General features: G+C 70.2%; 26 protein-coding genes. 16 read left to right on the plus strand and 10 right to left on the minus strand.

The features are described from left to right. Positions 1–8: 8 nt before the first annotated feature. The gene (locus tag EJC51_RS34315; RefSeq protein ID WP_126277246.1) at positions 9–566 is read left to right on the plus strand and encodes a TetR/AcrR family transcriptional regulator; all 558 of its coding nucleotides are present in this window, start codon (positions 9–11) and stop codon (positions 564–566) included. 208 nt (positions 567–774) lie between these two features. Here EJC51_RS34315 and EJC51_RS34320 read toward each other — a convergent pair whose 3' ends face one another. Beyond that, the gene (locus EJC51_RS34320; RefSeq protein WP_126274598.1) at positions 775–1317 is read right to left on the minus strand and encodes a M23 family metallopeptidase; all 543 of its coding nucleotides are present in this window, start codon (positions 1315–1317) and stop codon (positions 775–777) included. A gap of 265 nt (positions 1318–1582) precedes the next feature. Here EJC51_RS34320 and rpsB point away from each other — a divergent pair, with 265 nt between their 5' ends. The 6 genes from rpsB to EJC51_RS34350 all read left to right on the plus strand — a co-directional run bounded on the left by rpsB (position 1583) and on the right by EJC51_RS34350 (position 6851). Continuing rightward, complete coding sequence (gene rpsB / locus EJC51_RS34325; RefSeq protein WP_126274599.1) at positions 1583–2485, plus strand: 30S ribosomal protein S2; 903 nt, start codon at positions 1583–1585, stop codon at positions 2483–2485. A 95-nt stretch (positions 2486–2580) separates the two neighbouring features. Then, entirely contained in the window at positions 2581–3417 is an 837-nt protein-coding gene (tsf, locus tag EJC51_RS34330) for a translation elongation factor Ts (protein ID WP_126274600.1), read from the plus strand. Positions 3418–3606: 189 nt separating this feature from the next. Next, positions 3607–4365: a UMP kinase gene (gene pyrH, locus EJC51_RS34335; protein ID WP_079309724.1), complete on the plus strand. Its 759-nt coding sequence runs from the start codon at positions 3607–3609 to the stop codon at positions 4363–4365. A gap of 168 nt (positions 4366–4533) precedes the next feature. Then, a complete protein-coding gene (frr, locus tag EJC51_RS34340) occupies positions 4534–5091 on the plus strand; it encodes a ribosome recycling factor (protein WP_059198018.1) in 558 nt (185 codons plus the stop codon). Beyond that, complete coding sequence (locus EJC51_RS34345) at positions 5091–6278, plus strand: phosphatidate cytidylyltransferase (RefSeq protein WP_126274601.1); 1188 nt, start codon at positions 5091–5093, stop codon at positions 6276–6278. The genes frr and EJC51_RS34345 overlap by 1 nt, the downstream gene beginning before the upstream one ends. Positions 6279–6401: 123 nt before the next feature. Continuing rightward, positions 6402–6851, plus strand: coding sequence for an SRPBCC family protein (locus tag EJC51_RS34350; protein ID WP_126274602.1), 450 nt, complete (start codon positions 6402–6404; stop codon positions 6849–6851). Here EJC51_RS34350 and EJC51_RS34355 read toward each other — a convergent pair. Continuing rightward, complete coding sequence (locus tag EJC51_RS34355; RefSeq protein ID WP_126274603.1) at positions 6848–7624, minus strand: alpha/beta fold hydrolase; 777 nt, start codon at positions 7622–7624, stop codon at positions 6848–6850. The two genes, EJC51_RS34350 and EJC51_RS34355, sit on opposite strands and share 4 nt — an antisense overlap. Positions 7625–7753: 129 nt before the next feature. On the opposite strand from EJC51_RS34355, the gene rlmN reads away from it, so the two are divergent. From rlmN to EJC51_RS34380, 5 genes are all read left to right on the plus strand, one after another. Further along, positions 7754–8860, plus strand: coding sequence for a dual-specificity RNA methyltransferase RlmN (gene rlmN, locus EJC51_RS34360; RefSeq protein WP_126274604.1), 1107 nt, complete (start codon positions 7754–7756; stop codon positions 8858–8860). A gap of 147 nt (positions 8861–9007) precedes the next feature. Continuing rightward, the gene (locus EJC51_RS34365; protein ID WP_126274605.1) at positions 9008–10078 is read left to right on the plus strand and encodes a thiamine ABC transporter substrate-binding protein; all 1071 of its coding nucleotides are present in this window, start codon (positions 9008–9010) and stop codon (positions 10076–10078) included. A gap of 38 nt (positions 10079–10116) precedes the next feature. Further along, entirely contained in the window at positions 10117–11718 is a 1602-nt protein-coding gene (locus tag EJC51_RS34370; RefSeq protein WP_126277247.1) for an ABC transporter permease, read from the plus strand. After that, complete coding sequence (locus EJC51_RS34375; RefSeq protein WP_126274606.1) at positions 11718–12734, plus strand: ABC transporter ATP-binding protein; 1017 nt, start codon at positions 11718–11720, stop codon at positions 12732–12734. The genes EJC51_RS34370 and EJC51_RS34375 overlap by 1 nt, the downstream gene beginning before the upstream one ends. Before the next feature lie 25 nt (positions 12735–12759). Further along, the gene (locus EJC51_RS34380; RefSeq protein WP_126274607.1) at positions 12760–13536 is read left to right on the plus strand and encodes a maleylpyruvate isomerase family mycothiol-dependent enzyme; all 777 of its coding nucleotides are present in this window, start codon (positions 12760–12762) and stop codon (positions 13534–13536) included. A gap of 125 nt (positions 13537–13661) precedes the next feature. Here the strand turns inward: EJC51_RS34380 and EJC51_RS34385 are convergent, their stop codons facing one another. From EJC51_RS34385 to EJC51_RS34415, 7 genes are all read right to left on the minus strand, one after another. Continuing rightward, a complete protein-coding gene (locus tag EJC51_RS34385; RefSeq protein WP_126274608.1) occupies positions 13662–14366 on the minus strand; it encodes an LAETG motif-containing sortase-dependent surface protein in 705 nt (234 codons plus the stop codon). Between the two features lie 161 nt (positions 14367–14527). Continuing rightward, a complete protein-coding gene (locus EJC51_RS34390; protein WP_126274609.1) occupies positions 14528–15649 on the minus strand; it encodes an LOG family protein in 1122 nt (373 codons plus the stop codon). A 36-nt stretch (positions 15650–15685) separates the two neighbouring features. Further along, the gene (locus EJC51_RS34395; RefSeq protein ID WP_126274610.1) at positions 15686–16105 is read right to left on the minus strand and encodes a VOC family protein; all 420 of its coding nucleotides are present in this window, start codon (positions 16103–16105) and stop codon (positions 15686–15688) included. A gap of 127 nt (positions 16106–16232) precedes the next feature. After that, positions 16233–17582 (minus strand): hypothetical protein, encoded by a 1350-nt coding sequence (locus EJC51_RS34400; protein ID WP_126274611.1) that lies wholly within the window; start codon positions 17580–17582, stop codon positions 16233–16235. Next, entirely contained in the window at positions 17564–18313 is a 750-nt protein-coding gene (locus tag EJC51_RS34405; protein WP_126274612.1) for an ABC transporter ATP-binding protein, read from the minus strand. The genes EJC51_RS34400 and EJC51_RS34405 overlap by 19 nt, the downstream gene beginning before the upstream one ends. Before the next feature lie 193 nt (positions 18314–18506). Then, entirely contained in the window at positions 18507–19871 is a 1365-nt protein-coding gene (locus EJC51_RS34410) for an aspartate aminotransferase family protein (protein WP_126274613.1), read from the minus strand. A 19-nt stretch (positions 19872–19890) separates the two neighbouring features. Beyond that, positions 19891–20415 (minus strand): Lrp/AsnC family transcriptional regulator, encoded by a 525-nt coding sequence (locus EJC51_RS34415; protein WP_059198004.1) that lies wholly within the window; start codon positions 20413–20415, stop codon positions 19891–19893. Between the two features lie 170 nt (positions 20416–20585). Between EJC51_RS34415 and EJC51_RS34420 the strand changes: the two genes are divergently transcribed. Then, positions 20586–22025: a gamma-aminobutyraldehyde dehydrogenase gene (locus EJC51_RS34420; RefSeq protein ID WP_126274614.1), complete on the plus strand. Its 1440-nt coding sequence runs from the start codon at positions 20586–20588 to the stop codon at positions 22023–22025. 151 nt (positions 22026–22176) lie between these two features. On the opposite strand, the gene EJC51_RS34425 is transcribed toward EJC51_RS34420, so the two are convergent. Continuing rightward, the gene (locus EJC51_RS34425) at positions 22177–22416 is read right to left on the minus strand and encodes a hypothetical protein (RefSeq protein ID WP_126274615.1); all 240 of its coding nucleotides are present in this window, start codon (positions 22414–22416) and stop codon (positions 22177–22179) included. 89 nt (positions 22417–22505) lie between these two features. Between EJC51_RS34425 and EJC51_RS34430 the strand changes: the two genes are divergently transcribed. The 3 genes from EJC51_RS34430 to EJC51_RS34440 all read left to right on the plus strand — a co-directional run bounded on the left by EJC51_RS34430 (position 22506) and on the right by EJC51_RS34440 (position 24800). After that, positions 22506–23696: an ABC transporter substrate-binding protein gene (locus EJC51_RS34430; protein WP_126274616.1), complete on the plus strand. Its 1191-nt coding sequence runs from the start codon at positions 22506–22508 to the stop codon at positions 23694–23696. Positions 23697–23826: 130 nt separating this feature from the next. Next, positions 23827–24180 (plus strand): Tat pathway signal sequence domain protein, encoded by a 354-nt coding sequence (locus EJC51_RS34435; protein ID WP_126274617.1) that lies wholly within the window; start codon positions 23827–23829, stop codon positions 24178–24180. After that, on the plus strand, positions 24177–24800 hold the full coding sequence (locus tag EJC51_RS34440) for a class F sortase (RefSeq protein ID WP_126274618.1): 624 nt from the start codon (positions 24177–24179) through the stop codon (positions 24798–24800). Before EJC51_RS34435 ends, EJC51_RS34440 begins: the two co-directional genes overlap by 4 nt.

The raw sequence follows: 24800 nt of genomic DNA on the forward strand, positions 1-24800 counted from the left end.
CGGCCTCCGTGGCCGAGCACCGGTCGATGCAGCGAGCCGCCCTGCTGGACGCGGCTCGGTCGTTGCTGTCCGAGGGCGGGACGGAGGCGCTGACGTTCCCGGCTCTCGCCGAGCGGACGGGGCTGGCGCGGTCGTCGGTGTACGAGTACTTCCGGTCGCGCGCCGCCGTCGTCGAGGAGCTGTGCGCGGTCGACTTCCCGGTCTGGGCGGCGGAGGTCGCCGCGGCGATGGGCGCGGCGGACGGGGCCGAGGCCAAGGTCGAGGCGTATGTGCGGCGGCAGCTGGCGCTGGTGGGGGACCGGCGGCATCGGGCCGTGGTCGCCATTTCCGCGAGTGAGCTCGATGCGGGGGCTCGGGAGAAGATCCGGGCCGCGCACGGGGAGCTGGTCGCGATGATCGGCGAGGCGCTGGAGGAGATGGGGCACGCGGAGCCTCGGCTTGCGGCGATGTTGCTGCAAGGGGTGGTGGATGCGGCTGTGCGGCGGATCGAGCTGGGGGCGGCGGAGGATCCTGCGGCGATCACTGAGGCTGCGGTGAGCATGGCGCTGCGAGGGGTTCGCGGCTGAGGTGTTCGTGGGGGTTGGTGTGGGGGATCGCGGCTGAGGCCGGTGGGGGGTTGCTGCGGGGGCGTTTCGCCTGCCCGCGCTGGCGGGGTGCCGCCTGCGCCCACCCGTGCCGCCCCAGCGGCACGACTGCCCGCAGGCTACGTGGATACGGGAGCTGCTCCAGCGGCACGACTGCCCGCAGCTGGGGTGAGGGACTCCTGGTTCCTGGCTAGGGCAGCGGGACTCCCAGTACCGGCAGCAGCCTTGACGGGGCCCTGCGCAAGAGCCACGGCGGTAGCAAGGACAGTGGGTTCAGGTAGGCGTCTCCCCGTCGCACACCCCAGTGCACGCACGTAGCCATGCAGTGGGAGCCCGTCGGCTCCACCGTCGCCACCACTTCGCCCGGTGTCACCTCCTCGCCCTTCTTCACCGTCGCCCGTACCGGTTCATACGTCGTTCGCAGGTCTGTGCCGGTGAGGGCGATCGAGACCACGCCCTTTCCGGCCACGCGGCCCGCGAAGGTGACCCGGCCGGCGGCCACCGCTCGTACGGGTGTGCCCGGCGGTGCTGCCAGGTCCACGCCTCGGTGGCCTCGGGCGTACGGGGTGGGTGGGGGTTCCCAGGTGCGGAGGACGGGTGGGCGTACGCCTACCGGCCAGGTGCGGGCGAGGGCCGGGACCGTGGTGGGAGGGGGCTCGGGCGGCGCCGGGGGCGGGGGAGTCAGGAGGGGGATCAGGAGTGCGGGCAGCAGGGCGCTGTGCAGGTGTCGCATGGCTGAAACGGTGCCTGAGCAGGGCTGAGCGCGGCCGGGAGCTGTGGAGTACCGCCCGGTTGTGGACAGCGGCGTCACCCGGTGCTCCGCGGGTCCCGTACACTTCTTCTGGCGATCCGGGTCACCGGGTCGACTTCGCACGCCCCGACATCGGGCTCTCGTAGCCATCGATGTCAGCGCCTTTCGGTCCCGTACGCACCTGCGTACGTGGCACGGCGCGTGCCGGGCGTCAGGACACAACCGAGAAAACACAAGGAGAACGGCCATGGCCGTCGTCACGATGCGGGAGCTGCTGGAAAGCGGCGTCCACTTCGGTCACCAGACCCGTCGCTGGAACCCGAAGATGAAGCGGTTCATCTTCACCGAGCGCAACGGCATCTACATCATCGACCTGCTCCAGTCGCTGTCGTACATCGACCGCGCCTACGAGTTCGTCAAGGAGACCGTCGCCCACGGCGGCACGGTCATGTTCGTCGGCACGAAGAAGCAGGCGCAGGAGGCCATCGCCGAGCAGGCCACCCGCGTCGGCATGCCTTACGTCAACCAGCGCTGGCTGGGCGGCATGCTCACCAACTTCTCGACCGTCTACAAGCGTCTGCAGCGCCTCAAGGAGCTCGAGCAGATCGACTTCGAGGACGTCGCCGCTTCCGGTCTGACCAAGAAGGAGCTTCTCGTGCTCTCGCGCGAGAAGGCCAAGCTGGAGAAGACCCTCGGTGGTATCCGCGAGATGCAGAAGGTGCCCAGCGCCGTCTGGATCGTGGACACCAAGAAGGAGCACATCGCGGTCGGCGAGGCCCGGAAGCTCAACATCCCGGTCGTCGCCATCCTCGACACCAACTGCGACCCCGACGAGGTCGACTACAAGATCCCGGGCAACGACGACGCGATCCGCTCCGTCACCCTGCTCACCCGCGTGATCGCCGACGCCGTCGCCGAGGGCCTCATCGCCCGCTCCGGCGTCGCCACCGGCGACAAGGGTGACAAGGGCGCGGGCGAGCCGCTCGCCGCGTGGGAGCGCGACCTGCTCGAGGGCGAGAAGAAGGCCGAGGAGGCCCCGGCCGCCGAGGCTCCCGCCGCTGAGGCTGAGGCCCCTGCCGCTGAGGCCCCCGCTGCCGAGGCCCCCGCCGCCGAGGCCGAGGCTCCGGCCGCCGAGGCCGAGCAGGCCTGACCCCCTCACCCCTTCGGGTCTTCTGACGGCGGGGGCCCACCAGCCCCCGCCGTCGGCCCGTAGATCTTCAGACTTCGAGAGAGATTCCAGGAATCATGGCGAACTACACCGCCGCCGACGTCAAGAAGCTCCGTGAGCTCACCGGCGCCGGCATGATGGACTGCAAGAAGGCGCTGGACGAGGCCGAGGGCAACGTCGACAAGGCCGTCGAGGCGCTCCGTATCAAGGGCCAGAAGGGCGTCGCCAAGCGCGAGGGCCGCTCCGCCGAGAACGGCGCCGTGGTCTCCGTCATCGCCGACGACAACACCTCCGGTGTCCTGGTCGAGCTGAAGTGCGAGACGGACTTCGTCGCCAAGGGCGAGAAGTTCCAGGCCGTCGCCAACCAGATCGCGCAGCACGTCGCCGCCACCTCCCCGGCCGACATCGACGCCCTGCTCGCCTCGGAGATCGAGGCCGGCAAGACCGTCCAGGCGTTCGTGGACGAGGCCAACGCCAACCTCGGCGAGAAGATCGTCCTGGACCGCTTCGCGCAGTTCGCCGACGGCTTCGTCTTCGCCTACATGCACCGCACCATGCCCGACCTGCCCCCGCAGATCGGTGTCCTGGTCGAGCTGGACAAGGCCGACGCCGAGCTGGCCAAGGGTGTCGCCCAGCACATCGCCGCCTTCGCGCCGAAGTACCTCTCCAAGGAGGACGTCCCGGCCGAGGTCGTCGAGTCCGAGCGCCGCGTCGCCGAGGAGACCACCCGCGCCGAGGGCAAGCCCGAGGCCGCCCTGCCGAAGATCGTCGAGGGTCGCCTCAACGGCTTCTTCAAGGACGCCACGCTGCTCGGCCAGCCGTACGCGCTGGACAACAAGAAGTCCGTCCAGAAGGTTCTGGACGAGGCCGGTGTCACCCTGAAGCGCTTCACGCGCATCAAGGTCGGCATCTGAGTCCGTACCGCGTTCGACGCCCGACCCCGATAGGGTCGTAGGCAGTCGTCCGGTACGCCGTCACGCACGCGCGTGGCGGACGACAGCAGATCTGACGAGGAGGCCATTGCCGCGCATGGGATGCGAACCAGTTCCCATCGGCAGTGGCCTTCTTCGTATGTGCGACCCCTTGAAAGAGGCGAGATTCCGATGACCACCAAGGCCCAGAAGAGCGACGACGGCAAAGTGAGCGGCCGGTTTCTGCTGAAGCTGTCCGGAGAGGCCTTCTCCGGTGGCGGGGGCCTGGGCGTGGACCCGGACGTGGTGCACAAGATCGCCCGGGAGATCGCGGCCGTCGTGCGCGACGGCGCGGAGATCGCGGTCGTCATCGGCGGCGGCAACTTCTTCCGCGGCGCCGAACTCCAGCAGCGCGGCATGGACCGCGCCCGCTCCGACTACATGGGCATGCTCGGCACCGTGATGAACTGCCTCGCCCTCCAGGACTTCCTGGAGAAGGAGGGCATCGACTCCCGCGTGCAGACCGCCATCACCATGGGCCAGGTCGCCGAGCCGTACATCCCGCTGCGCGCCGTGCGCCACCTGGAGAAGGGCCGCGTGGTCATCTTCGGCGCCGGTATGGGCATGCCGTACTTCTCCACCGACACCACCGCCGCCCAGCGCGCCCTGGAGATCGACGCCGAGGCGCTCCTCATGGGCAAGAACGGCGTGGACGGGGTCTACGACTCCGACCCGAAGAAAAACCCCGACGCGGTCAAGTTCGACTCCCTCGGCTACGGCGAGGTCATCACCCGCGACCTCAAGGTCGCCGACGCCACCGCCATCACGCTGTGCCGCGACAACAAGCTCCCGATCCTCGTCTTCGAGCTTCTGACGGAGGGCAATATCGCGCGCGCCGTCAAGGGTGAGAAGATCGGCACGCTGGTGGGTGACCAGGGCAGCCGGGACTGACGACCCGGCAACCACCGTCCGCGGGACGGACGGGACGGACCCTGACCGGGGGATGGACAATGTCCTGCCGGTCGGGAACCGTGCAGGAAGAAGACGCGACGCAGCCGGCCGCCGCCTCCACGCAACGGAACAGCAGCCGGGCCTACTCAAGACACGCAGGAGCAAGTGGTGATCGAAGAGACCCTCCTCGAGGCCGAGGAGAAGATGGAGAAGGCCGTCGTGGTCGCCAAGGAGGACTTCGCCGCGATCCGCACCGGCCGTGCGCACCCGGCGATGTTCAACAAGATCGTGGCCGACTACTACGGCGCGCCGACGCCGATCAACCAGCTGGCTTCGTTCTCCGTGCCGGAGCCGCGCATGGCGGTGGTGACCCCGTTCGACAAGACGGCCCTGCGCAACATCGAGCAGGCCATCCGTGACTCGGACCTGGGCGTCAACCCGAGCAACGACGGCAACATCATCCGGGTGGTGTTCCCCGAGCTCACCGAGGAGCGCCGCCGCGACTACATCAAGGTCGCCAAGGGCAAGGCGGAGGACTCCCGCGTGTCCATCCGCTCGGTCCGCCGCAAGGCCAAGGACGCGATCGACAAGCTCGTCAAGGACGGCGAGATCGGCGAGGACGAGGGCCGCCGTGCGGAGAAGGAGCTCGACGACGCGACGCACAAGTACGTCGCCCAGGTGGACGAGCTTCTGAAGCACAAGGAAGCGGAGCTCCTCGAAGTCTGATGAACGACTCTTCCTGGGGCTCTCCGCCTGGGGCCGGGCCACACGCCGGGTACTGGGGGCCCACCGACCAGGGGCCTGTCCAGGGGGCTGCCCCGGCGGGTCCCGCGTACGATGCGCCTGAGGCGCAGCAGACTCGCCCCATGCCCATCGTGCCCGACGTACCCGCGTATGGCGGAGACCAGGATGACGACCGGGGGGCCGCTCGGCTGAGTGGCCCTTTGTTCAGGGACGAGACGTTCCGGGACACGACGTCCCGGGACGCGACGTTCCGCGACGAGACCACGTCGGCGCAGCCCCGAGCGGCTGCGTCGCAGACGCAGAATCCGGAGCCCATGCCCGACGCCCCGCAGCCGGCTTCCGCGCCGCAGAAGAAGAGCGCGGGGCGTGACCTGGGCGCGGCCATAGGGGTCGGCGTCGGGCTCGGGGTGGTGATCGTCGCCTCGCTCTTCGTCGTCAAGGCCGTCTTCGTCGGCGTGATAGCGGTCGCCGTGGTCGTCGGCCTGTGGGAGCTGACCTCGCGGCTGGAGGAGCGCAAGGGCATCCGGGCGCCCCTCGTGCCGCTGGCGGTCGGCGGTGCGGCCATGGTCGTCGCCGGATACGTCCGGGACGCCGAGGGCGCGTGGGTGGCGATGGCGCTCACCGCGCTCGCGGTGCTGGTCTGGCGGATGACGGAACCGCCGGAGGGCTATCTGAAGGACGTCACCGCGGGCGTCTTCGCGGCCTTCTACGTCCCGTTCCTGGCCACGTTCGTCGCGATGATGCTCACCGCCGACGACGGGCCGCAGCGGGTGCTGACGTTCCTGCTCCTCACCGTCGTCAGCGACACCGGGGCGTACGCCGTCGGCTGGCGCTTCGGCAAGCACAAGCTCGCGCCGCGCATCAGCCCCGGCAAGACCCGTGAGGGCCTGCTGGGCGCGGTGTCCTTCGCGATGGTGGCGGGCGCGCTGTGCATGCAGTTCCTGATCGACGACGGCACCTGGTGGCAGGGGCTGCTGCTGGGCCTCGCGGTGGCGGCGAGCGCGACGCTCGGTGACCTCGGCGAGTCGATGATCAAGCGCGACCTCGGCATCAAGGACATGGGCACGCTGCTGCCGGGGCACGGCGGCATCATGGACCGGCTGGACTCGCTGCTGCCGACGGCTCCTGTGGTGTGGCTGCTGCTGGTGCTGTTCGTGGGCTCGGGCTGACCGGCGTACGGATGACTGGAGAAGCCCCCGCTGAGGCGGGGGCTTCTGCTGTTCTCATGGGCGGTCCGGTGGGACGATTTCCCTGTAAGCCCTCGAAGGGGATCGCCCTGGAAGGAGGGCGTCATGCCCGCCATCCGTGAAGTGATCGACGTCGACCGCAGTCCCGAAGACGTCTACGCGTACATCACCGACCCCTCCCATCTGCCGGAATGGCAGCTGAGCGCCGTCAAGGCGGAGCCGCTCGACGAGGGGCCCGTCCATGCCGGCTCCCGGGTCCGGGTCACCCGGCGGATCGGGAACCGTGAGATCCCGATGACCGTCGAGTTCGACGAGCTCGTCCCGCCGCGCAGCTGGGACCTGCACGGGATCTCGGGGCCCGTCCGGCCCCGTACCCACGGGGAGATCGAACCGCTCGACGACGGGCGGAGGTCCCGCGTGACGATAGAGATCGACTTCGAGGGGCACGGGCTCGGCAGGGCGCTGGTCCCCCTCGTCGTCCGCCCGCAGATCCGCAAGGAGCTCCCGCGGGACGAGCAGCTGCTCAAGGAGCGCCTGGAGCGGCCGACCAGCTAGGACGCGCAGACGGCGGAGGTCAGGAAGTCCTCCAGCAGCGGCAGGACCACGGGCGGCTGCCGCAGGACCGTCATGTGCGTGGTGTCCGGCAGGACGGCCAACCGGGCGTCGGGGATCAGCCGCTGCATCTCGGCCGCGTGCTCGACGTGGACGAAGTCGCGGTCGCCGAGCAGCAGCAGCGTGGGCGCCGCCAGGCCGCGCAGGTCGTCCGCGGTCCAGGGCAGCGGGGCGTGGGCCGCCGCCGAGACCTTGCCGAGGAAGGTCTCGAAGTGCTCGGGGTGCGGGGCGACGGCGGCGTACGCGGCGGCCATGTCCTGGAAGTCGGCCTGGGTGGGCAGCAGGGGCGAGCTGTAGTCGGGGGTGCGGATCTCGTCCCGCATACCGTCCTGGGTGTACGGGGCGGAGACCATCACCAGCCGGCCGACGCGGTCCGGATACCGTACGGCGATCTCCAACGCGGTCAGCCCGCCGAGGCTGTAGCCGAGCACGTCGGCCTGCGGGACGCCGAGCTCGTCGAGCAGGGCGACGACGTCGGAGGCGAGGTACGGGACGGTCAGGTCGCGGTCCGTGTCAGCGGTGTGACCATGTCCCTGGAGCTCGGGGGCGATGACCCGGCGGCCCGCGGACAGGGCGGGGAGGACGGCGCCGAAGGACAGCCCGATGGCGGTGGCGCCGCCGTGCAGCAGTACCAGCGGGCGGCGGTTCGCGTGGGCGGCGCCGTGGATCTCGTAGTACATCTCCAGGCCGTTGACCTTGGCGTACGGCATTGTCATCACTTCCGGTGACGGGCGGACGGGAACGTACGGCAGGAAGACCCGTCCCGCGCGGGGAAATCATCGGTCACCCTCGGTGACGGGCGGGGGCCGGAGTCACTCCATTCGATCTGCGACACTGGTACAGCCATGCCTAAGCCCGGAGAACTCACTTTCGTCGCCCCGCGCGGAGCCAAGAAGCCGCCGCGGCACCTTGCCGATCTCACTCCTGCCGAGCGCAAGGAAGTCGTGGCCGAGATCGGTGAGAAGCCGTTTCGTGCCAAGCAGCTCTCGCAGCACTACTTCGCGCGGTACGCGCACGATCCGGAGCAGTGGACGGACATTCCGGCCGGCGCTCGCGGCAAGCTGCAGGAGGCGCTGCTTCCTGAGCTGATGACCGTCGTCCGGCATCTGTCGACCGACCAGGGGACCACGCGCAAGACGCTGTGGCGCCTGTTCGACGGGACGCTCGTCGAGTCGGTGCTGATGCGGTATCCGGACCGGGTCACCATGTGTATCTCGTCGCAGGCCGGATGCGGGATGAACTGCCCCTTCTGCGCCACCGGGCAGGCGGGGCTGGACCGGAACCTGTCCACCGCCGAGATCGTCCACCAGATCGTCGACGGGATGCGCGCGCTCCGGGACGGGGAAGTGCCCGGTGGGCCCGCGCGGCTCTCCAACATCGTCTTCATGGGCATGGGCGAGCCCCTCGCCAACTACAAGCGGGTCGTGCAGTCGATCCGTGCCCTCACCGACCCCGCTCCGGACGGGCTCGGGCTGTCGCAGCGCGGTATCACCGTGTCGACGGTCGGGCTGGTGCCGGCCATCCACCGGTTCGCCGACGAAGGCTTCAAGTGCCGGCTCGCCATCTCGCTGCACGCTCCCGACGACGAGCTGCGCGACACCCTCGTCCCCGTGAACACGCGGTGGAAGGTGCGCGAGGTGCTCGACGCCGGGTTCGAGTACGTCGAGAAGTCGGGACGCCGGCTGTCGATCGAGTACGCGCTCATCCGGGACATCAACGACCAGGCCTGGCGTGGGGACCGGCTCGGGCGGCTGCTGCGCGGCAAGCCCGTGCACGTCAACCTCATCCCGCTGAACCCGACCCCGGGCTCGAAGTGGACCGCCTCGCGGCCCGAGGACGAGAAGGCCTTCGTCGAGGCCATCGCCGCACACGGCGTGCCGGTGACCGTCCGGGACACCCGTGGCCAGGAGATCGACGGGGCCTGCGGTCAGCTGGCGGCCGGCGAACGGTAGTCTGACCGTCGCAAGAATCGCAACGCAAGAACAACTTCATATTTCTATCCGACAGGGGAGCGCCACAGCGCTGAGAGTGCGGCCGTCGGGCCGCAGACCCTCTGAACCTCGCCCAGGTCATTCTGGGTAGGAAGTTCGGTCATCACCGTGAGTAGCAAGAAGTACTTTGCTGTCGTCGTCGGCCTCGGCCTGGTCGCGCTGTCCGCGTGCGGGTCGTCCGACGAGGGCGGTTCCCAGAGCGAGTCCAAGACCGTCACGCTCGTCAGCCACAACTCGTGGGCCGTCTCCAAGGGCGTCCTCGCCGCCTTCGAGAAGGAGTCCGGCTACCAGGTCAAGGTCCTGGAGGACGGCGACGCCGGGCAGGCCGTCAACAAGGCGATCCTGACCAAGGACAACCCGCAGGGCGACGTCTTCTTCGGCGTCGACAACACCCTGCTGTCCCGGGCGCTCGACAACGGACTGTTCCAGTCGTACGAGGCCAAGGGCGCCGACACGATCAAGGCCGGCTACCGGGTCGACGGGGACAAGGTCACGCCCATCGACACCGGCGACATCTGCCTCAACTACGACAAGGCCTGGTTCACCGAGCACAAGCTCCAGCCGCCGACGTCGTACGACGATCTGATCAAGCCCGCCTACAAGAACCTCCTCGTCACCGAGAACGCCTCCACCTCCTCGCCGGGGCTCGGGTTCCTGCTCGGTACCGCCGCCAAGTACGGCGACGACGGGTGGGAGGCGTACTGGACCAAGCTCAAGGCCAATGGCGTCAAGGTCGTCGACGGCTGGGAGCAGGCGTACAACGAGGAGTTCTCCGGGTCCGCCGGCGGCAAGAAGGCGAAGGCCGACCGGCCGCTCGTCGTCTCGTACGCCTCCTCGCCGCCCGCCGAGGTCATCTACGCCGACCCCAAGCCGAGCACCGCGCCGACCGGGGTCGTCGAGGGGACCTGCTTCCGGCAGGTCGAGTACGCCGGTCTGCTGCGCAACGCGAAGAACAGCAAGGGCGGCAAGGCCCTCATCGACTTCCTCCTGACCAAGAAGTTCCAGGAGGACATGCCGCTCAACATGTTCGTCTACCCGGTGGTCGAGGGCGCCGCCGTGCCCGCCGAGTTCACGAAGTACGGTCCCGCCGCCAAGGACCCCGAGACCATGGACCCGGCGAAGATCGCCGACCATCGTGACGACTGGGTCAAGTCGTGGACGTCGCTCGTACTGAAGTAGCCCCACGTCTCAGGGGGAGCGTGACGCGGCTCGGCCTCATGGTCGTGCCCGTCGCGTTCTTCGGGCTCTTCTTCGCCTGGCCCGTCGCCGCGATCGTCGCGCGCGGGCTCAAGACGGACGGGAGCTGGCAGTTCGGGCGGATCGCGGACGTGCTCGCGCAGTCCGACATCCGGCACGTGCTGTGGTTCACCACCTGGCAGGCGCTCGCCTCGACCGCGCTGACGCTCGCGGTCGCGCTGCCGGGCGCGTATGTGTTCGCCCGCTACGACTTCCCCGGCAAGCAGATCCTGCGGGCCGTCGTCACCGTTCCGTTCGTGCTGCCGACGGTGGTCGTCGGCACGGCGTTCCTCGCGCTGGTCGGGCGCGGCGGGCTGCTCGACGAGCTGTGGGGCGTACGCCTCGACACCACCGTGTGGGCGATCCTGCTCGCCCACGTCTTCTTCAACTACGCCGTCGTCGTACGGACGGTGGGCGGGCTGTGGGCGCAGCTCGACCCGCGGCAGGAGGAGGCCGCGCGGATGCTCGGCGCGTCCTCGTGGCGGGCCTGGCGGAAGGTCACGCTGCCCGCGCTCGCGCCGGCTGTGGCCGCGGCCGCCCTCATGGTCTTCCTCTTCACCTTCACCTCCTTCGGGGTGGTGCAGATCCTCGGCGGGCCGACCTTCTCGACGCTCGAAGTCGAGATCTACCGGCAGACCTCCGAGATCTTCGACCTCGGTACGGCCGCTGTCCTGACGCTGGTCCAGTTCGTGGCGGTGGGCGCGATCCTCGCCGTGCACGCCTGGACCGTACGGCGCCGGGAGAGCGTGCTGCGCCTCGTCGCCCCCGAGACGACCGCCCGCCGGCCGCGCGGGGCCGGGCAGTGGGCGCTCCTCGCCGGGGTGCTGGCGACCATCGCCGTCCTGCTGGTGCTGCCGCTCGCGGTGCTCGTACAACGGTCGCTCGACGCACCGGACTTCGGCTACTACCGGGCGCTGACCTCGGCGGACGGGGGCGTGTTCCTGGTGCCGCCGATCGAGGCGATCGGGAACTCGCTGGAGTACGCCGTAGCCGCCACCGCCATCGCGGTGCTGATCGGGGGGCTCGCCGCGGCGGCGCTCACCCGGCGGGACGCGGGGCGGTTCGTACGGGGCTTCGACGCGCTGTTGATGCTGCCGCTCGGGGTGTCCGCGGTGACCGTGGGGTTCGGGTTCCTGATCGCCCTCGACGAGCCTCCGCTGGATCTGCGGGCGTCCTGGATCCTGGTGCCGCTCGCGCAGGCGCTGGTCGGGGTGCCCTTCGTCGTACGGACCATGCTGCCGGTGCTGCGGGCGGTGGACCAGCGGCTGCGGGAGGCGGCGGCCGTGCTCGGGGCGTCGCCCTGGCGGGTGTGGCGGGAGGTCGACCTGCCGCTGGTGCGACGGGCGTTGCTGATCGCGGCGGGCTTCGCCTTCGCCGTGTCGCTGGGGGAGTTCGGGGCGACCGTGTTCATCGCACGGCCCGACAATCCGACGCTGCCGGTCGCCGTGGCGCGGCTGCTGGGGCGGGCCGGGGACCTCAACTACGGGCAGGCGATGGCCCTTTCGACGATTCTGATGGTGGTGTGCGCGGTGGCGCTGCTGGTCCTGGAGCGGCTGCGGACCGATCGGACGGGTGAGTTCTGATGCTGCTGGCGCTGGAGGACGCGACGGTCCGCTTCGGCGGGCGGGCTGTCCTTGACGGGGTCGACCTGTCGGTCGCCGAGCACGAGATCGTGTGTGTGCTCGGGCCGAGCGGGAGCGGGAAGTCGACGCTGCTGCGGGTGGTGGCCGGGCTGCAACACCTCGGCGGGGGACGGGTGTTGCTGGACGGACGCGATCAGGTGGGGGTGGCGGCGCACCGGCGTGGGGTCGGGCTGATGTTCCAGGACCATCAGCTGTTCCCACAGCGGGACGTGGGCGGGAACGTGGCGTTCGGGCTGCGCATGCACGGGGTCTCGAAGGGCGAACAGAGCGAGCGGGTCGGGGAGTTGCTCGACCTCGTCGGGCTGCCCGGGGCCGCCGGGCGGGCCGTCGCCGGGCTCTCCGGGGGCGAGCAGCAGCGGGTGGCGCTTGCGCGGGCGCTCGCGCCCCGGCCGCGGCTGCTGATGCTGGACGAGCCGCTCGGGCAGCTGGACCGCTCGCTGCGGGAGCGGCTCGTCGTCGAACTGCGGGAGTTGTTCGGGCGGTTGGGGACGACCGTGCTGGCGGTCACGCACGACCAGGGGGAGGCGTTCGCGCTCGCCGACCGGGTGGTGGTGATGCGGGACGGACGGATCGCCCAGTCCGGTACCCCGCTCGAGGTGTGGCAGCGGCCCGCCGATGAGTTCGTGGCCCGCTTCCTCGGCTTCGAGAACGTGGTCGAGGGCACGGTGGCCGGGGAGGCCGCCGACACGCCGTGGGGCAAGGTGCCGGTGCCCGAGGGGGCTCCCCAGGGGGTGCGGAGCCTGCTGGTGCGGCCCGCGGGGGTGCGGCTCGTGGACGCCGGGTTGCGCTGTTCCGTCGTCGCGCGCACCTTCAAGGGCACGCATGTCGCGGTGCGGTTGCGGCCGGAGGGGGACGCGCCGGTGCTGGAGGCGGCTTGCGCGTTGCGGGCGGCGCCGGAGGTGGGGGACACGGTCGGGGTGGAGTTCGACGCGGCCGAAATCGTCGTACTCGGCTGATCGGACGGCACATAGGGTGCGGGGCATGACGCTGCTCCCGCATGACCGCTACTGCGACGAGATCGCCCACCAGGTCGGTCTGCTCCGGGCGGTGGTGACCTCCGGAGCCGATCTGACCGCCACGGTGCCGACCTGCCCGGACTGGACGCTGGAACAGCTCATCCGGCACACCGGGGGCGCCCTGCGCGGGGTGGAGGCGCTGGTGCGCATCCGGGCGCAGGAGGCGGTTCCCGCGGATCGGATGACGTCGGGCGAGGCGCCCATGGACGCCGGTGCGCTGGACGCGTGGCTCGCGGAGACCGGGGAGATGCTGGTCGGCACGCTGCGGGAGGCCGGCCCGGATGCCCCGGTGTGGTCATGGGCCGGCGTCCCCACCGCGGGCTTCTGGGCCCGCCGGATGACCCATGAGCTCACCGTCCACCGCGCCGACGCCACCCTCGCCGCCGGGCTGCCCTACGAGGTCGTGCCGGACATCGCCGCCGACGCGATCGACGAGTGGCTCCAGATCGTCGAGTTCGTGCAGCGGACCCAACCGCACGACGCCGCCAGGGAGTTGCGGCGGCCGGGGAAGAGCATCCATCTGCATGCCACCGACGACGCGGGTGAATGGCTCGTCGAGCTGGGCGAGGAGGCCATCGCCTGGCGGCGCGGGCACGAGAAGGCGACCGTCGCGCTCAGGGGGCCGCTCACCGCCGTCATGCTCGCCTTCTACCGTCGACTACCGCTGGACAGCCCGGGGTTGGAGGTGCTCGGCGAGCGGGAGCTGCTGGAGTTCTGGCTGGAGCGGGCCACCTTCGGGTGATGCCCCGATGCTCCGATGCCTCCCTGTCCCGATGCCCCCCTGTCCCGATACCCCGATGTCCCGGGCGACATGGGTGTGGCCCGTCCCCTGACGGAGGACGGGCCACACCGCTGTGCGTGCCGTGCTTATCGGCTGCTGCTCGCTCCACGGCGACGCAGGCCGAAGAAGACCGCGCCGCCGCCGATGGCGACCAGGGCGATCGCGATGCCCGCGATCATGCCCGTGTTGGAGTTGGCGCCGGTCTCGGCGAGGTTGGACTCGCCGGCCGCGGGGGTCGGGGCGTTGCTCGACGTGTCCGCGGGAGCGGTGCTGCTCTCGGAGGCCGACGGGGTGGGGTTGTCGGACTCCTCCTCGGCCGGGGTGGACTCCGACGGCGACGGGGTGGCCGTCGGGGTCGGGGTCGGGGTCTCGTCCTCGGTCTTGCAGGCCGTGGCCGGGGTCGTCAGGTTCGGGCTGATGTCGTCACCCTTGATGTAGGGCAGGGCGACCACGTGGACGCGGTACTCCGCGTTGGGCTGCCAGGCCTCGTCGAAGGTGATGGTGGTGCCCTCCTTGGAGCCCTTCACCGTCTTCTCGCCGACCATGCGGACGTCGGCGTTGTTCTCCACGAGGTACACGGAGACGGTGGCCTCGACGCCGGACTTGTCGACGTCGGTGACGGTGATGACGCCCTTGTCGCCGTCGCACTTGGCTTCGGCGGAGAATTCCTTGATGTTGCACGCCAGCGCGTTGCCGGCGGCACCGAGCGCGAGCGCGGCGGTTGCGGTGGCGACACCGAGGACACGCACGGAACGGGCGACGGTACGGCGAGATATGGACAGAACTGCCACGTTTGTCCTTACGGGAGGCGCAATTGCGGGGGGTGGGAGGAGTGGTGACGGAACATCACGGGATGCGACAACACCATTCCCAAGAGGCTCACAGGTTTATAAGTGTGGCGTAAGTAGTGTCAACGTGTAAGCGCATCGAGGGCGTTGGCTTTGCCTGCTTATTAACCACCGAGACGTTTCAACGCCGCCGGAGCCTCCTCGATTCGGTCAACCAGGGCGATTCGCGACTCCATGGAGCGTTCCCGCGCAAGTGCCGTCAGCAGGGGCCAGGTCGGCAGCCGCTCGGTCCAGTGCGCCCGGTCGACGAGCACCATCGGCGTCGGTTCCCCGCGCGACTCGTAGTAGTTGGGCGTCGCGTTGTCGAAGATCTCCTGTACGGTCCCGGCGGCACCCGGCAGGAACACGACGCCCGCGTTCGAGCGGGCCAACAGGCCGTCCTCGCGGGTGGCGTTGGCGAAGTACTTGGCGATGTGCGACGCGAACGGGTTCGGCGGCTCGTGGCCGTAGAACCAGGTGGGGATGCCGACGGACGTGTCGCCCTTCGGCCAGCGTGCCCGGACCTCGAAGGCGGCGGCCGCCCAGTCGGTGATCGACGGGGTGAACTTCGGTGCCTTGGCCAGGAGTCGGAGGCTCTCGGTGAGCATCCCGTCGTCGTACGGGGCGGCGTACGCGCCGAGGTTCGCCGCCTCCATCGCGCCGGGGCCGCCGCCGGTGGCGACGGTGAGGCCGGACCGGGTCAGCTCCCGGCCGAGCCGGGCGGCACCGGCGTACGCCTCCGTGCCACGCGCCATCGCGTGGCCGCCCATGACGCCCACCACCCGCGTGCCGCGCAGGAGTTCGTCGAGGGCGTCGGAGACGGCGTCGTCGTGGATCGAGCGGAGCATCGAGGCGAATATGTCGCCGTCGGCCTTGGTCTGCTGGAACCAGGCGTAGGCACGGGCGTCCAGCGTCTCCTCGTACCCCTTGTCGAGGCCGGCGAACAACTCGTCCGGCGCGTACAGCAGGCCTCGGTACGGGTCGAAGGGGAGGTTCGGGACGGGCGGGAAGACCAGCGCGCCGTCCGCGCGGACCTTGGCGGCGGCGTCGTCCCGCATCGGGCAGCCGAGGAAGATCGCGCCCGCGGTGTCCGTGGCGAGCAACTCCCTTGTGCGGTCCGTCAGATCGACGGCCTGGACACGGAAGCCGACGAGGGTGCCGCGGGCCGAGACCGTCGCGTCGAACTCGTCGAGGGTCTCGATCTCACGGTCGTCGTGGTGGGCCGCATGGGCGGGCATCGTCTGCACCCGCCCATGCTAGACACGGCGTTCCACGGGGGTGGTTCAGCCCTGGACGGCGGCCGGGTCCATCCACACGACCTCCCAGGTGTGGCCGTCGAGGTCGTCGAAGGCACGGCCGTACATGAAGCCCATGTCCTGGATCTTCGGCGAGGCGGTGCCGCCCGCGGCGACGGCCTTGTCCACCAGCTCGTCCACCTTCTCGCGGCTCTCGGCGCTCAGACAGACCAGCACCTCGCTGGTCTTCGTGGCGTCCGCGATCTCCTTGTCGGTGAAGGTGGCGTAGAAGGACTTGGTGAGCAGCATCGTGACGATGGTGTCGCTGATCACGACCGACGCGGCGTTCTCGTCGCTGAACTGGGGGTTGATCGAGTAGCCGAGCTCGGTGAAGAACTTCTTGGAGGCGTCCAGGTCGTTCACGGGCAGGTTGATGAAGATCATCTGCTGGTAGGACGTCGCGCTCATCGTGGTCTCTCCCATCGGGGTGTGTGCTGTTCGGTGGGTAGACCGGGGGCGGATCAGGAACTCATCGGCGCCCGGAGATTTTTTCGTACGAGTTTTCTCAGTGGGTCCCAGTGGGGCTCAGCTGGTCTCAGCGGGTGAGGGGGAGTGCCGCCAGCTCCGCCACGACCAGGGTGAGCGGGCCGAACAGGGCCAGGACCGCGCCTGCGCGCAGGGCCGCCGCGCTGCGGAGCATCGTCGCGGGGGCGCCCAGGCGGAGCAGCGCGGCGGTGGTGTCGGCGCGGGCGTGCTTCGCCTCCACGGCCGCGGTCGCGAGCGTGGCGAGGGTGCAGCCGGTGACCAGGAGCAGGCCGAGGGTGGTGAGGGGGCCGATCTGCGGGGTGGTCGCCGTGCCGTGGAGCGTCGTCATGGCGTACGTGCCGGACGCGACCGCGCAGACCACGCCGAGGGGGCGGCCGATGCGGGTGGCTTCCGCCATGAGGACGCGGCCGGCGAGGAGGCGGAGGGCCCCGGGGTGGGCGGACTGGAGGAGGCGGCCGCAGAGGTGGGTGAGGCCGGGGCCGGCGAGGGCGAGGCCGATTGCGGTGAGGAGCCAGCCGATGAGTGTGGCGGGGGCTCCGCCGGTGAGGCCGCCGGGGAGGGGGGTGGTGGGTTGCTTGCCTGCGTAGGCCTCTACGGCTAGGCCGGCTGCCAGTACTGCGATGCCCCAGGGGAGGCCTTTTGGTGCCTCTCGGGGGGTTGGGGGGAGGGCGTGGGGGGCCAGGTGGGGTGCTTGAGTTTCGGGTGGGGGCGTTTCGCTTGCCCGCGCTGGCGGGGTGCTGCCTGCGCCCACCCGTGCCGCCCCAGCGGCACGACTGCCCGCAGCCAGGTGAGCCTTGAAGCGGCCGTACGATCCGAAGGTCTCCTTGGCCGCGGCCGTTCCGCGGGCCCCGAATCTCCCGTACGACCTCCCCGTCCCCTTCGGTCTGTCGTCCCGTGGGCGCATCGCCACGGCCACCGTCACCGACGCGATCACCGGGACCAGGCCCAGCAGCGTCAAGGCCGCCGGCAGTGGCAACGGTTTCTCCGGGGCCAGGAAATCCGCTCCCGCGCCGTCGAAGGGCATGCCCGTCAGGTCGCCTCGGAGGTGGAGGAAGAACAGCAGCGCCACCATCGAACCCAGGAGGCAGGACAGGGCTGTGGTCGCTGCCGATACGGCCATCAGGCGGGCCGGGCCCAGGCCGATCGCCGCCAGGCCGGGGCGGGGGCGGGTGCCGGGGTCCGTGCGGGCCACGGCGAGGGCGAAGTAGACCGTGGTGGCCAGCGGGGTCAGGCACCAGGCCAGCCGGAGGAGGGAGCCGCGTGGGTCGTCCTGGTGGGCCATCGCGTAGCCGAGGGTGCACAGGAGGAGGAAGCCGGTGCCCGCCGCGGCGGTCGCGACCAGCAGGCGGCGCAGGTGGACGGCCGGGTGGGCGCCGCGGGTCAGACGGAGAGCGAGCACGCGGCCCCCTGGCCTGCCGGTTGCGTTTCCTGGACCGGGGGAAGGTGGACCGTGTTCACCCGGCGGCCGTCCAGCAGCGAGACCGTGCGGTCGGCGAGCGCCGCCGTCTCCGCGTCGTGGGTCGCCAGGACCACCGTGATGCCGTGCGAGCGGGCCGCGGTGGTGAGGGTGCGCAGGACGTGGGCGCGGTCCGCGCGGTGCAGGGGGGCCGTGGGCTCGTCCGCGAACAGGACGGTCGGGGCCGGGGCGAGAGCCCTGGCGATGCAGGCGCGTTGGCGTTCCGGCTGGGTCAGTTCGTGGGGGCGGTGGCGGGATCTGTCGCCGATGTCGAGCCGCTCCAGCCACTCCAACGCGGCCACCTTGGCCCGGCGGCGGCTGGTGCCGCGCAGCATCAGGGGGAGGGCGGCGTTCTCCCAGACGTTGAGCTCGGGGACCAGGACCGGGGCCGGGTCGATCCAGCCGAAGCGGTCGCGGCGCAGGCGCTCACGGGTCATCGGACCCATCGTGTGCACGGGCACGCTGTTGAACCAGACCTCGCCGCGTTGCGCCGGGACCAGCCCCGACAGGCAGCTGAGCAGCGTCGTCTTGCCGCTGCCGCGCGGGCCGCTCACGGCGAGGATCTCGCCCTCGCGGACGCCGAGCGAGACGCCGCCGAGCGCGGGGGAGCCGTCGGGGTGCGTGAAGTGCAGGGCGCGGGCCCAGAGCACGTCGTTGTCGGGCGGGGCCTCCATGGGCGTACACCTCGTATCTGATCCGTTTTCCCGGCCGTTGATCCCCCGAGCGGGGGAACGAAGACAGGGCCGATCGGTTACCAGGCACGCTAGGGAGCGGGTGCGGAAACCCCGGACAGCACGCGGCCCGGGGTGCACCCTTGTCACTCGGACGGGTGCACCCCGGGCCGTACGAACCGCTGAACCGCCGGGGTTACAGCTTGGTCCACGCCTCGGTGAGCGTGGCGCGCAGGATCTGCTCGATCTCGTCGAAGGTCTCCTGGTTGGAGATCAGCGGCGGGGCGAGCTGGACGACCGGGTCACCGCGGTCGTCGGCGCGGCAGTACAGGCCGTTGTCGAAGAGGGCCTTGGAGAGGAAGCCGTAGAGCACGCGCTCGGTCTCCTCGTCGTTGAAGGACTCCTTCGTGGCCTTGTCCTTCACCAGCTCGATGCCGTAGAAGAAGCCGTTGCCGCGGACGTCGCCGACGATCGGCAGGTCGTGCAGCTTCTCCAGGGTCGAGCGGAACGCGCCCTCGTTGTCGAGGACGTGCTGGTTGAGGTTCTCGCGCTCGAACAGGTCGAGGTTGGCGAGGCCCACGGCCGCGGAGACCGGGTGGCCGCCGAAGGTGTAGCCGTGCAGGAAGGTGTTGTCGCCCTTGTAGAACGGCTCGGCCAGGCGGTCGGAGATGATGCAGGCGCCGATCGGGGAGTAGCCCGAGGTCATGCCCTTGGCGCAGGTGATCATGTCCGGGACGTAGTCGAACTTGTCGCAGGCGAACATCGTGCCCAGGCGGCCGAAGGCGCAGATGACCTCGTCCGAGACCAGCAGTACGTCGTGGCGGTCGCAGATCTCGCGGACGCGCTGGAAGTAGCCGGGCGGGGGCGGGAAGCAGCCGCCCGCGTTCTGGACCGGCTCCAGGAAGACCGCGGCGACCGTGTCGGGGCCCTCGAAGAGGATCTGCTGCTCGATCTGGTCGGCGGCCCAGCGGCCGTAGGCCTCGGGGTCGTCGCCGAAGATCGGGGCGCGGTAGATGTTGGTGTTGGGCACCTTGTGCGCGCCGGGGACCAGCGGCTCGAAGGGGGCCTTCAGGGCCGGCAGGCCGGTGATGGACAGGGCGCCCTGCGGGGTGCCGTGGTAGGCGACCGCGCGGGAGATGACCTTGTACTTGGTCGGCTTGCCGGTGAGCTTGAAGTACTGCTTGGCCAGCTTCCAGGCGGTCTCGACCGCCTCGCCGCCACCGGTGGTGAAGAAGACCTTGTTGAGGTCGCCCGGGGCGTGGTGCGCGAGGCGCTCGGCCAGCTCCACGGCCTTCGGGTGGGCGTAGGACCAGACCGGGAAGAAGGCCAGCTCCTGCGCCTGCTTGAAGGCGGCCTCGGCGAGCTCGACACGGCCGTGTCCGGCCTGGACCACGAACAGGCCCGCGAGACCGTCGAGGTAGCGCTTGCCCTTGTCGTCGTAGATGTGGGTGCCCTCGCCCCGGACGATGGTCGGGACGGGCGACTTCTCGTACGAGGACATGCGGGTGAAGTGCATCCACAGGTGGTCGTACGCGGTCTGGCTGAGGTCCTTGGTGCTCACGGTTATCGGGTCCTCACGGTTATCGGGTTCCCCACATGTAGGTCTGCTTCTTGAGCTTCAGGTAAACGAAGCTCTCGGTGGAGCGCACGCCGGGGATGGCGCGGATACGTCGGTTGATGACCTCCAGGAGGTGGTCGTCGTCCTCGCAGACGATCTCCACCATCAGGTCGAAGGAGCCCGCGGTCATCACCACGTACTCGCACTCGGCCATGGAGGTCAGTGCGTCGGCCACGGACTCGACGTCGCCCTCGACATGGATGCCGACCATCGCCTGCCGGCGGAAGCCCACGGTGAGCGGGTCCGTGACGGCGACGATCTGCATCACGCCCTGGTCGAGCAGCTTCTGGACGCGCTGGCGCACGGCCGCCTCCGACAGGCCGACGGCCTTGCCGATCGCGGCGTACGGCCGGCGGCCGTCCTCCTGGAGCTGTTCGATGATGGCGAGGGACACGGCATCCAGATGAGGAGTGCCGTTCCTGGACTCGCGGACGACCCGTGAGTCCCTGGGGTCTGTGCTTCGACTGGCCACGAGCTCACTGTGCACGACGTATCGACACTTCCGCAAGGCCGTAGCGATGAAATTCGTTGTTTACGTCTCTGAGACCTGCGGATTTCGCAGAATCGGCGGGAGTGGGGGTGTTGAAAACGTGGGCCGGCGGATTAGGGTGGGTGTCTCAACCAATGGACAGTTCGACCCGACACAGGAGGCCGGCAGTGAGCACCGAGCTGCGTCGTCTGCGCAACTACATCGACGGTGAGTTCCGGGACGCCGCCGACGGACGGACCACCGAGGTGGTCAACCCCGCGACGGGCGAGGCGTACGCGACCGCACCGCTGTCCGGGCAGGCCGACATCGACGCCGCGATGGAGGCCGCCGCGCGCGCCTTCCCCGCCTGGCGCGACACGACCCCCGCCGAGCGCCAGAAGGCCCTCCTGAAGATCGCGGACGCGTTCGAGGAGCGGGCCGAGGACCTCATCGCCGCCGAGGTGGAGAACACCGGCAAGCCGATCGGGCTCACGCGGTCCGAGGAGATCCCGCCGATGGTGGACCAGATCCGGTTCTTCGCGGGTGCCGCGCGGATGCTGGAGGGCCGCTCGGCCGGCGAGTACATGGAGGGGATGACCTCGATCGTCCGCCGTGAGCCGGTCGGCGTCTGCGCCCAGGTCGCGCCGTGGAACTACCCGATGATGATGGCTGTGTGGAAGTTCGCGCCGGCGCTCGCCGCGGGCAACACGGTCGTGCTGAAGCCGTCCGACACCACCCCGGCCTCGACCGTCCTCATCGCCGAGATCATCGGGTCGATCCTGCCGAAGGGCGTCTTCAACGTCGTGACCGGTGACCGTGACACCGGGCGCCTCATGGTCGAGCACCCGATCCCCGCGATGGCCTCCATCACCGGCTCCGTGCGCGCCGGCATGTCCGTCGCCGAGTCCGCGTCCAAGGACCTCAAGCGGGTCCACCTGGAGCTGGGGGGCAAGGCGCCGGTCGTCGTGTTCGAGGACACCGACATCGCCAAGGCCGTCGAGGACATCTCCGTGGCGGGCTTCTTCAACGCGGGTCAGGACTGTACGGCGGCCACGCGCGTGCTGGTGCAGGCCGCCATCCACGACGAGTTCGTGGCGGCGCTGGCGAAGGCCGCCGCCGACACCAAGACCGGCCAGCCGGACGACGAGGACGTGCTGTTCGGCCCCCTCAACAACCCCAACCAGCTCAAGCAGGTCTCCGGGTTCATCGAGCGGCTGCCCGCCCACGCCAAGGTCGAGGCCGGTGGCCACCAGGTCGGCGAGAAGGGCTACTTCTACGCGCCGACCGTCGTGTCCGGGCTGAAGCAGGACGACGAGATCATCCAGAACGAGGTCTTCGGGCCGGTCATCACCGTCCAGTCCTTCTCCGACGAGGACCAGGCCGTCGAGTGGGCCAACGGCGTGGAGTACGCGCTGGCTTCGTCCGTGTGGACCAAGGACCACGGGCGGGCGATGCGGATGTCCAAGAAGCTGGACTTCGGGTGCGTGTGGATCAACACGCACATTCCGCTGGTCGCGGAGATGCCGCACGGCGGCTTCAAGAAGTCCGGGTACGGCAAGGACCTTTCGGGGTACGGGTTCGAGGACTACACGCGGATCAAGCACGTGATGACGTCCCTGGACGCGTAGTCCGTACGACGACACGTAGTCCCTACAAGGACGCGTAGTTCCTATGAGGACGCGTAGTCCTTACAAGGACGCGTAACGCCTACGACGACGGTGGCGGCCCCGGACGGATCAAGTACCGTCCGGGGCCGCCCCGTTCCCCCTCCTCCTTGGCCTACGCCGTCTCTGCCTGCCTGTGCAGGGACGGGAGTTCCTCGCCCGGCTCTCCCGGCTTGGCCAGGGTCGGGAGCGAGGGCAGGTCCGCCGGGTCCGGGAAGGTGATGCCGGCCTTCTCCAGGATCGGGGCGCGCGGCTGGCGGTGGCTGGTCGTCGTCGGAGGCCGGCGTCCGTGCCCGTCGGCGGATGGTCGGCTCCGCCCGCCCGGGATCGTATTCGTGCGCAGTCGGTCGATCACGTGTTGATCGACAAGGTGTCCGCTGCGTCCGGCACGGCTCGACGCAGCGTCGATTGTTCGGGCGTGGCCGGGCGCGGCATGCTGCCGGGATGTCGCTCCCACTGCGCACGCCCCGGCCCACTCGCCGTTCCCTGCTGCGCGCCCTCGGCGGTACCGCGGCGCTGGGCGCCCTCGCCGGGTGCGGTGTGCCTGCCGCGTACGTGTCCGCCGCGGATCGCGCGGTCCCCGACCGTTCCGCCACCGACAAACGGCTGAGCTGGGCGAACTGGCCGCTGTACATCGACACGGACGACGACGACACGGCGAAGCGGCCGACGCTGGAGGCGTTCGAGAAGGAGACCGGCATCTCCGTCGACTACGTCGAGGAGATCAACGACAACGACGAGTTCTTCGGCAAGATCAGCCCCGCGCTGATGAACCACCAGTCGACCGACCGCGACCTCATCGTCATGAGCGACTGGATGTGCGCGCGCTTCGTCCGCCTCGGCTGGGTCCAGGAGATGGACCGGGCCGAGCAGCCGAACGTCACCAAGTACCTCGACCCGCTGCTCCGTTCACCCGCCTTCGACCCGGGCCGCAAGCACACCGTCCCCTGGCAGTCGGGCATCACCGGCATCGCCTACGACCGCCGCCGCCTCGGCCGCGAGATTCGGCACGTCTCCGAGCTGTGGGGCAGCGACCTCAAGGGCAGGGTGACCCTGCTGTCCGGCCTCGACGAGGCGTTCGCGCTGCTGATGCAGGGCAACGGCGTGGACATCAGGAAGTGGACCGCCGACGACTTCCACACGGTCTGCGACCAGGTCGAGAAGTACGTCCACAGCGGCCAGATCCGCCGCTTCACCGGCAACGACTACACCAAGGACCTCGTCAGCGGTGACGTCCTCGCCTGCCAGGCGTACTCCGGTGACGTCATCCAGCTCCAGGCCGACAACCCCGACATCCGCTTCGTCGTCCCCGAAGAAGGCGCCGAGCTCTGGTCGGACTCCCTGATGATCCCCGACCGCGCGAGCCACAAGGCCAACGCCGAGCGGCTCATCGACCACTACTACGACCCCGAGGTCGCCGCGGAACTCGCCGCCTGGGTCAACTACGTCTGCCCGGTACCGGCCGCGCGGGACGTCCTCGCCTCCGCCAAGGACGAGGAGACGGCCGCACTGGCCGGGAACACGCTGATCTTCCCCGACGACGAGATGCGCGAGCGGCTGGTGATCGCCCGCGACATCACGTCCACGGAACGGGTGGAGTTCTCGAAGAGGTGGAACGCGATCGTGGGGCTGTAGATCCCGAGATCCCGCCCCCCGGCGGCTTTGCCATCTCTTTGCAACGCGCCCCGCCGCTGGCTCGTCTCTCCGCTCGATCCGTCACCCCGCCCGACCGACGGGCGGACGGACCGAGCAAGGAGAGTCATCCATGCGTACAACTGTCCTGGGCGTCGCGGCACTTGTCTGTGCGGCCGTGCTGACCGGTGCGGCGCCCGCCTTCGCCGACGCGACGCCGAGTCCCGTACCCAGCGCACCCGGCGAGCCCAGCGCGGAGCCGAGCGCCGCGCCGACCACCGCGCCCAGCCCCGAGCCGACCGCCGTTCCGAGTGAGGCGCCCGGCGCCCAGGTCTCCGTCGTGCCCAGCGGGGCGCCGAACACCGGAGTGACGACCCCGTCCTCGGACGGCAAGGGCGGTCTCGTCGGTGGCGGTGCCGCCGCGGCGGTCGTCCTCGGTGGCGGTGCCGCCCTCGTCGTACGGCGTCGGCGGGCGAGCGGGGCGTGAGTCCGCTCTCGCGGCGGGCCTTCACGCTCGCGGCCCCGGCCGCGCTGCTCGTGGGCTGCGGCGGTCCGGGAGCCGGGACGGGAGTCCGCACCTCGGGCGCCTCGGCCGCCTCGACACCCACCGCCACCTCGGCACCCGCCGGTAAGCCGGCCGCGCGGAGCGGGCGTTCGGTGCCGGTCCGGCTGCGGATACCGGCCATCGGGGTCGACACCCCGGTCCTCCGGCTGGGCCTCGCTCCGGACGGCACCGTCCAGGTGCCGCCGGTCACGGCGCACGACCGGGCCGGCTGGTACGAGCACTCGCCGGTGCCGGGGCGCACCGGACCCTCGGTGATCCTCGGCCATGTCACGGTCGGCTCCTACGGCGACGGCGTCTTCCGGCACCTCGCGGCACTGCGCCGCGGCGACCGGATCACGGCGACGTTGAAGGACGGCACCTCGGCCGGGTTCGCCGTCACCGCCGTACGCACCGTCGCCAAGGCCGACTTCCCGACCGGCGAGGTGTACGGCGACGTCGACCGGCCCGAGTTGCGCCTCATCACCTGCGGAGGCCCGCGGACCGGCGACGGATACGCCGACAACGTGATCGTCTTCGCCGCGGTGAGCGCCACCGGTCGCTGA

The organism is Streptomyces aquilus, assembly GCF_003955715.1.
Classification (GTDB): domain Bacteria; phylum Actinomycetota; class Actinomycetes; order Streptomycetales; family Streptomycetaceae; genus Streptomyces; species Streptomyces aquilus.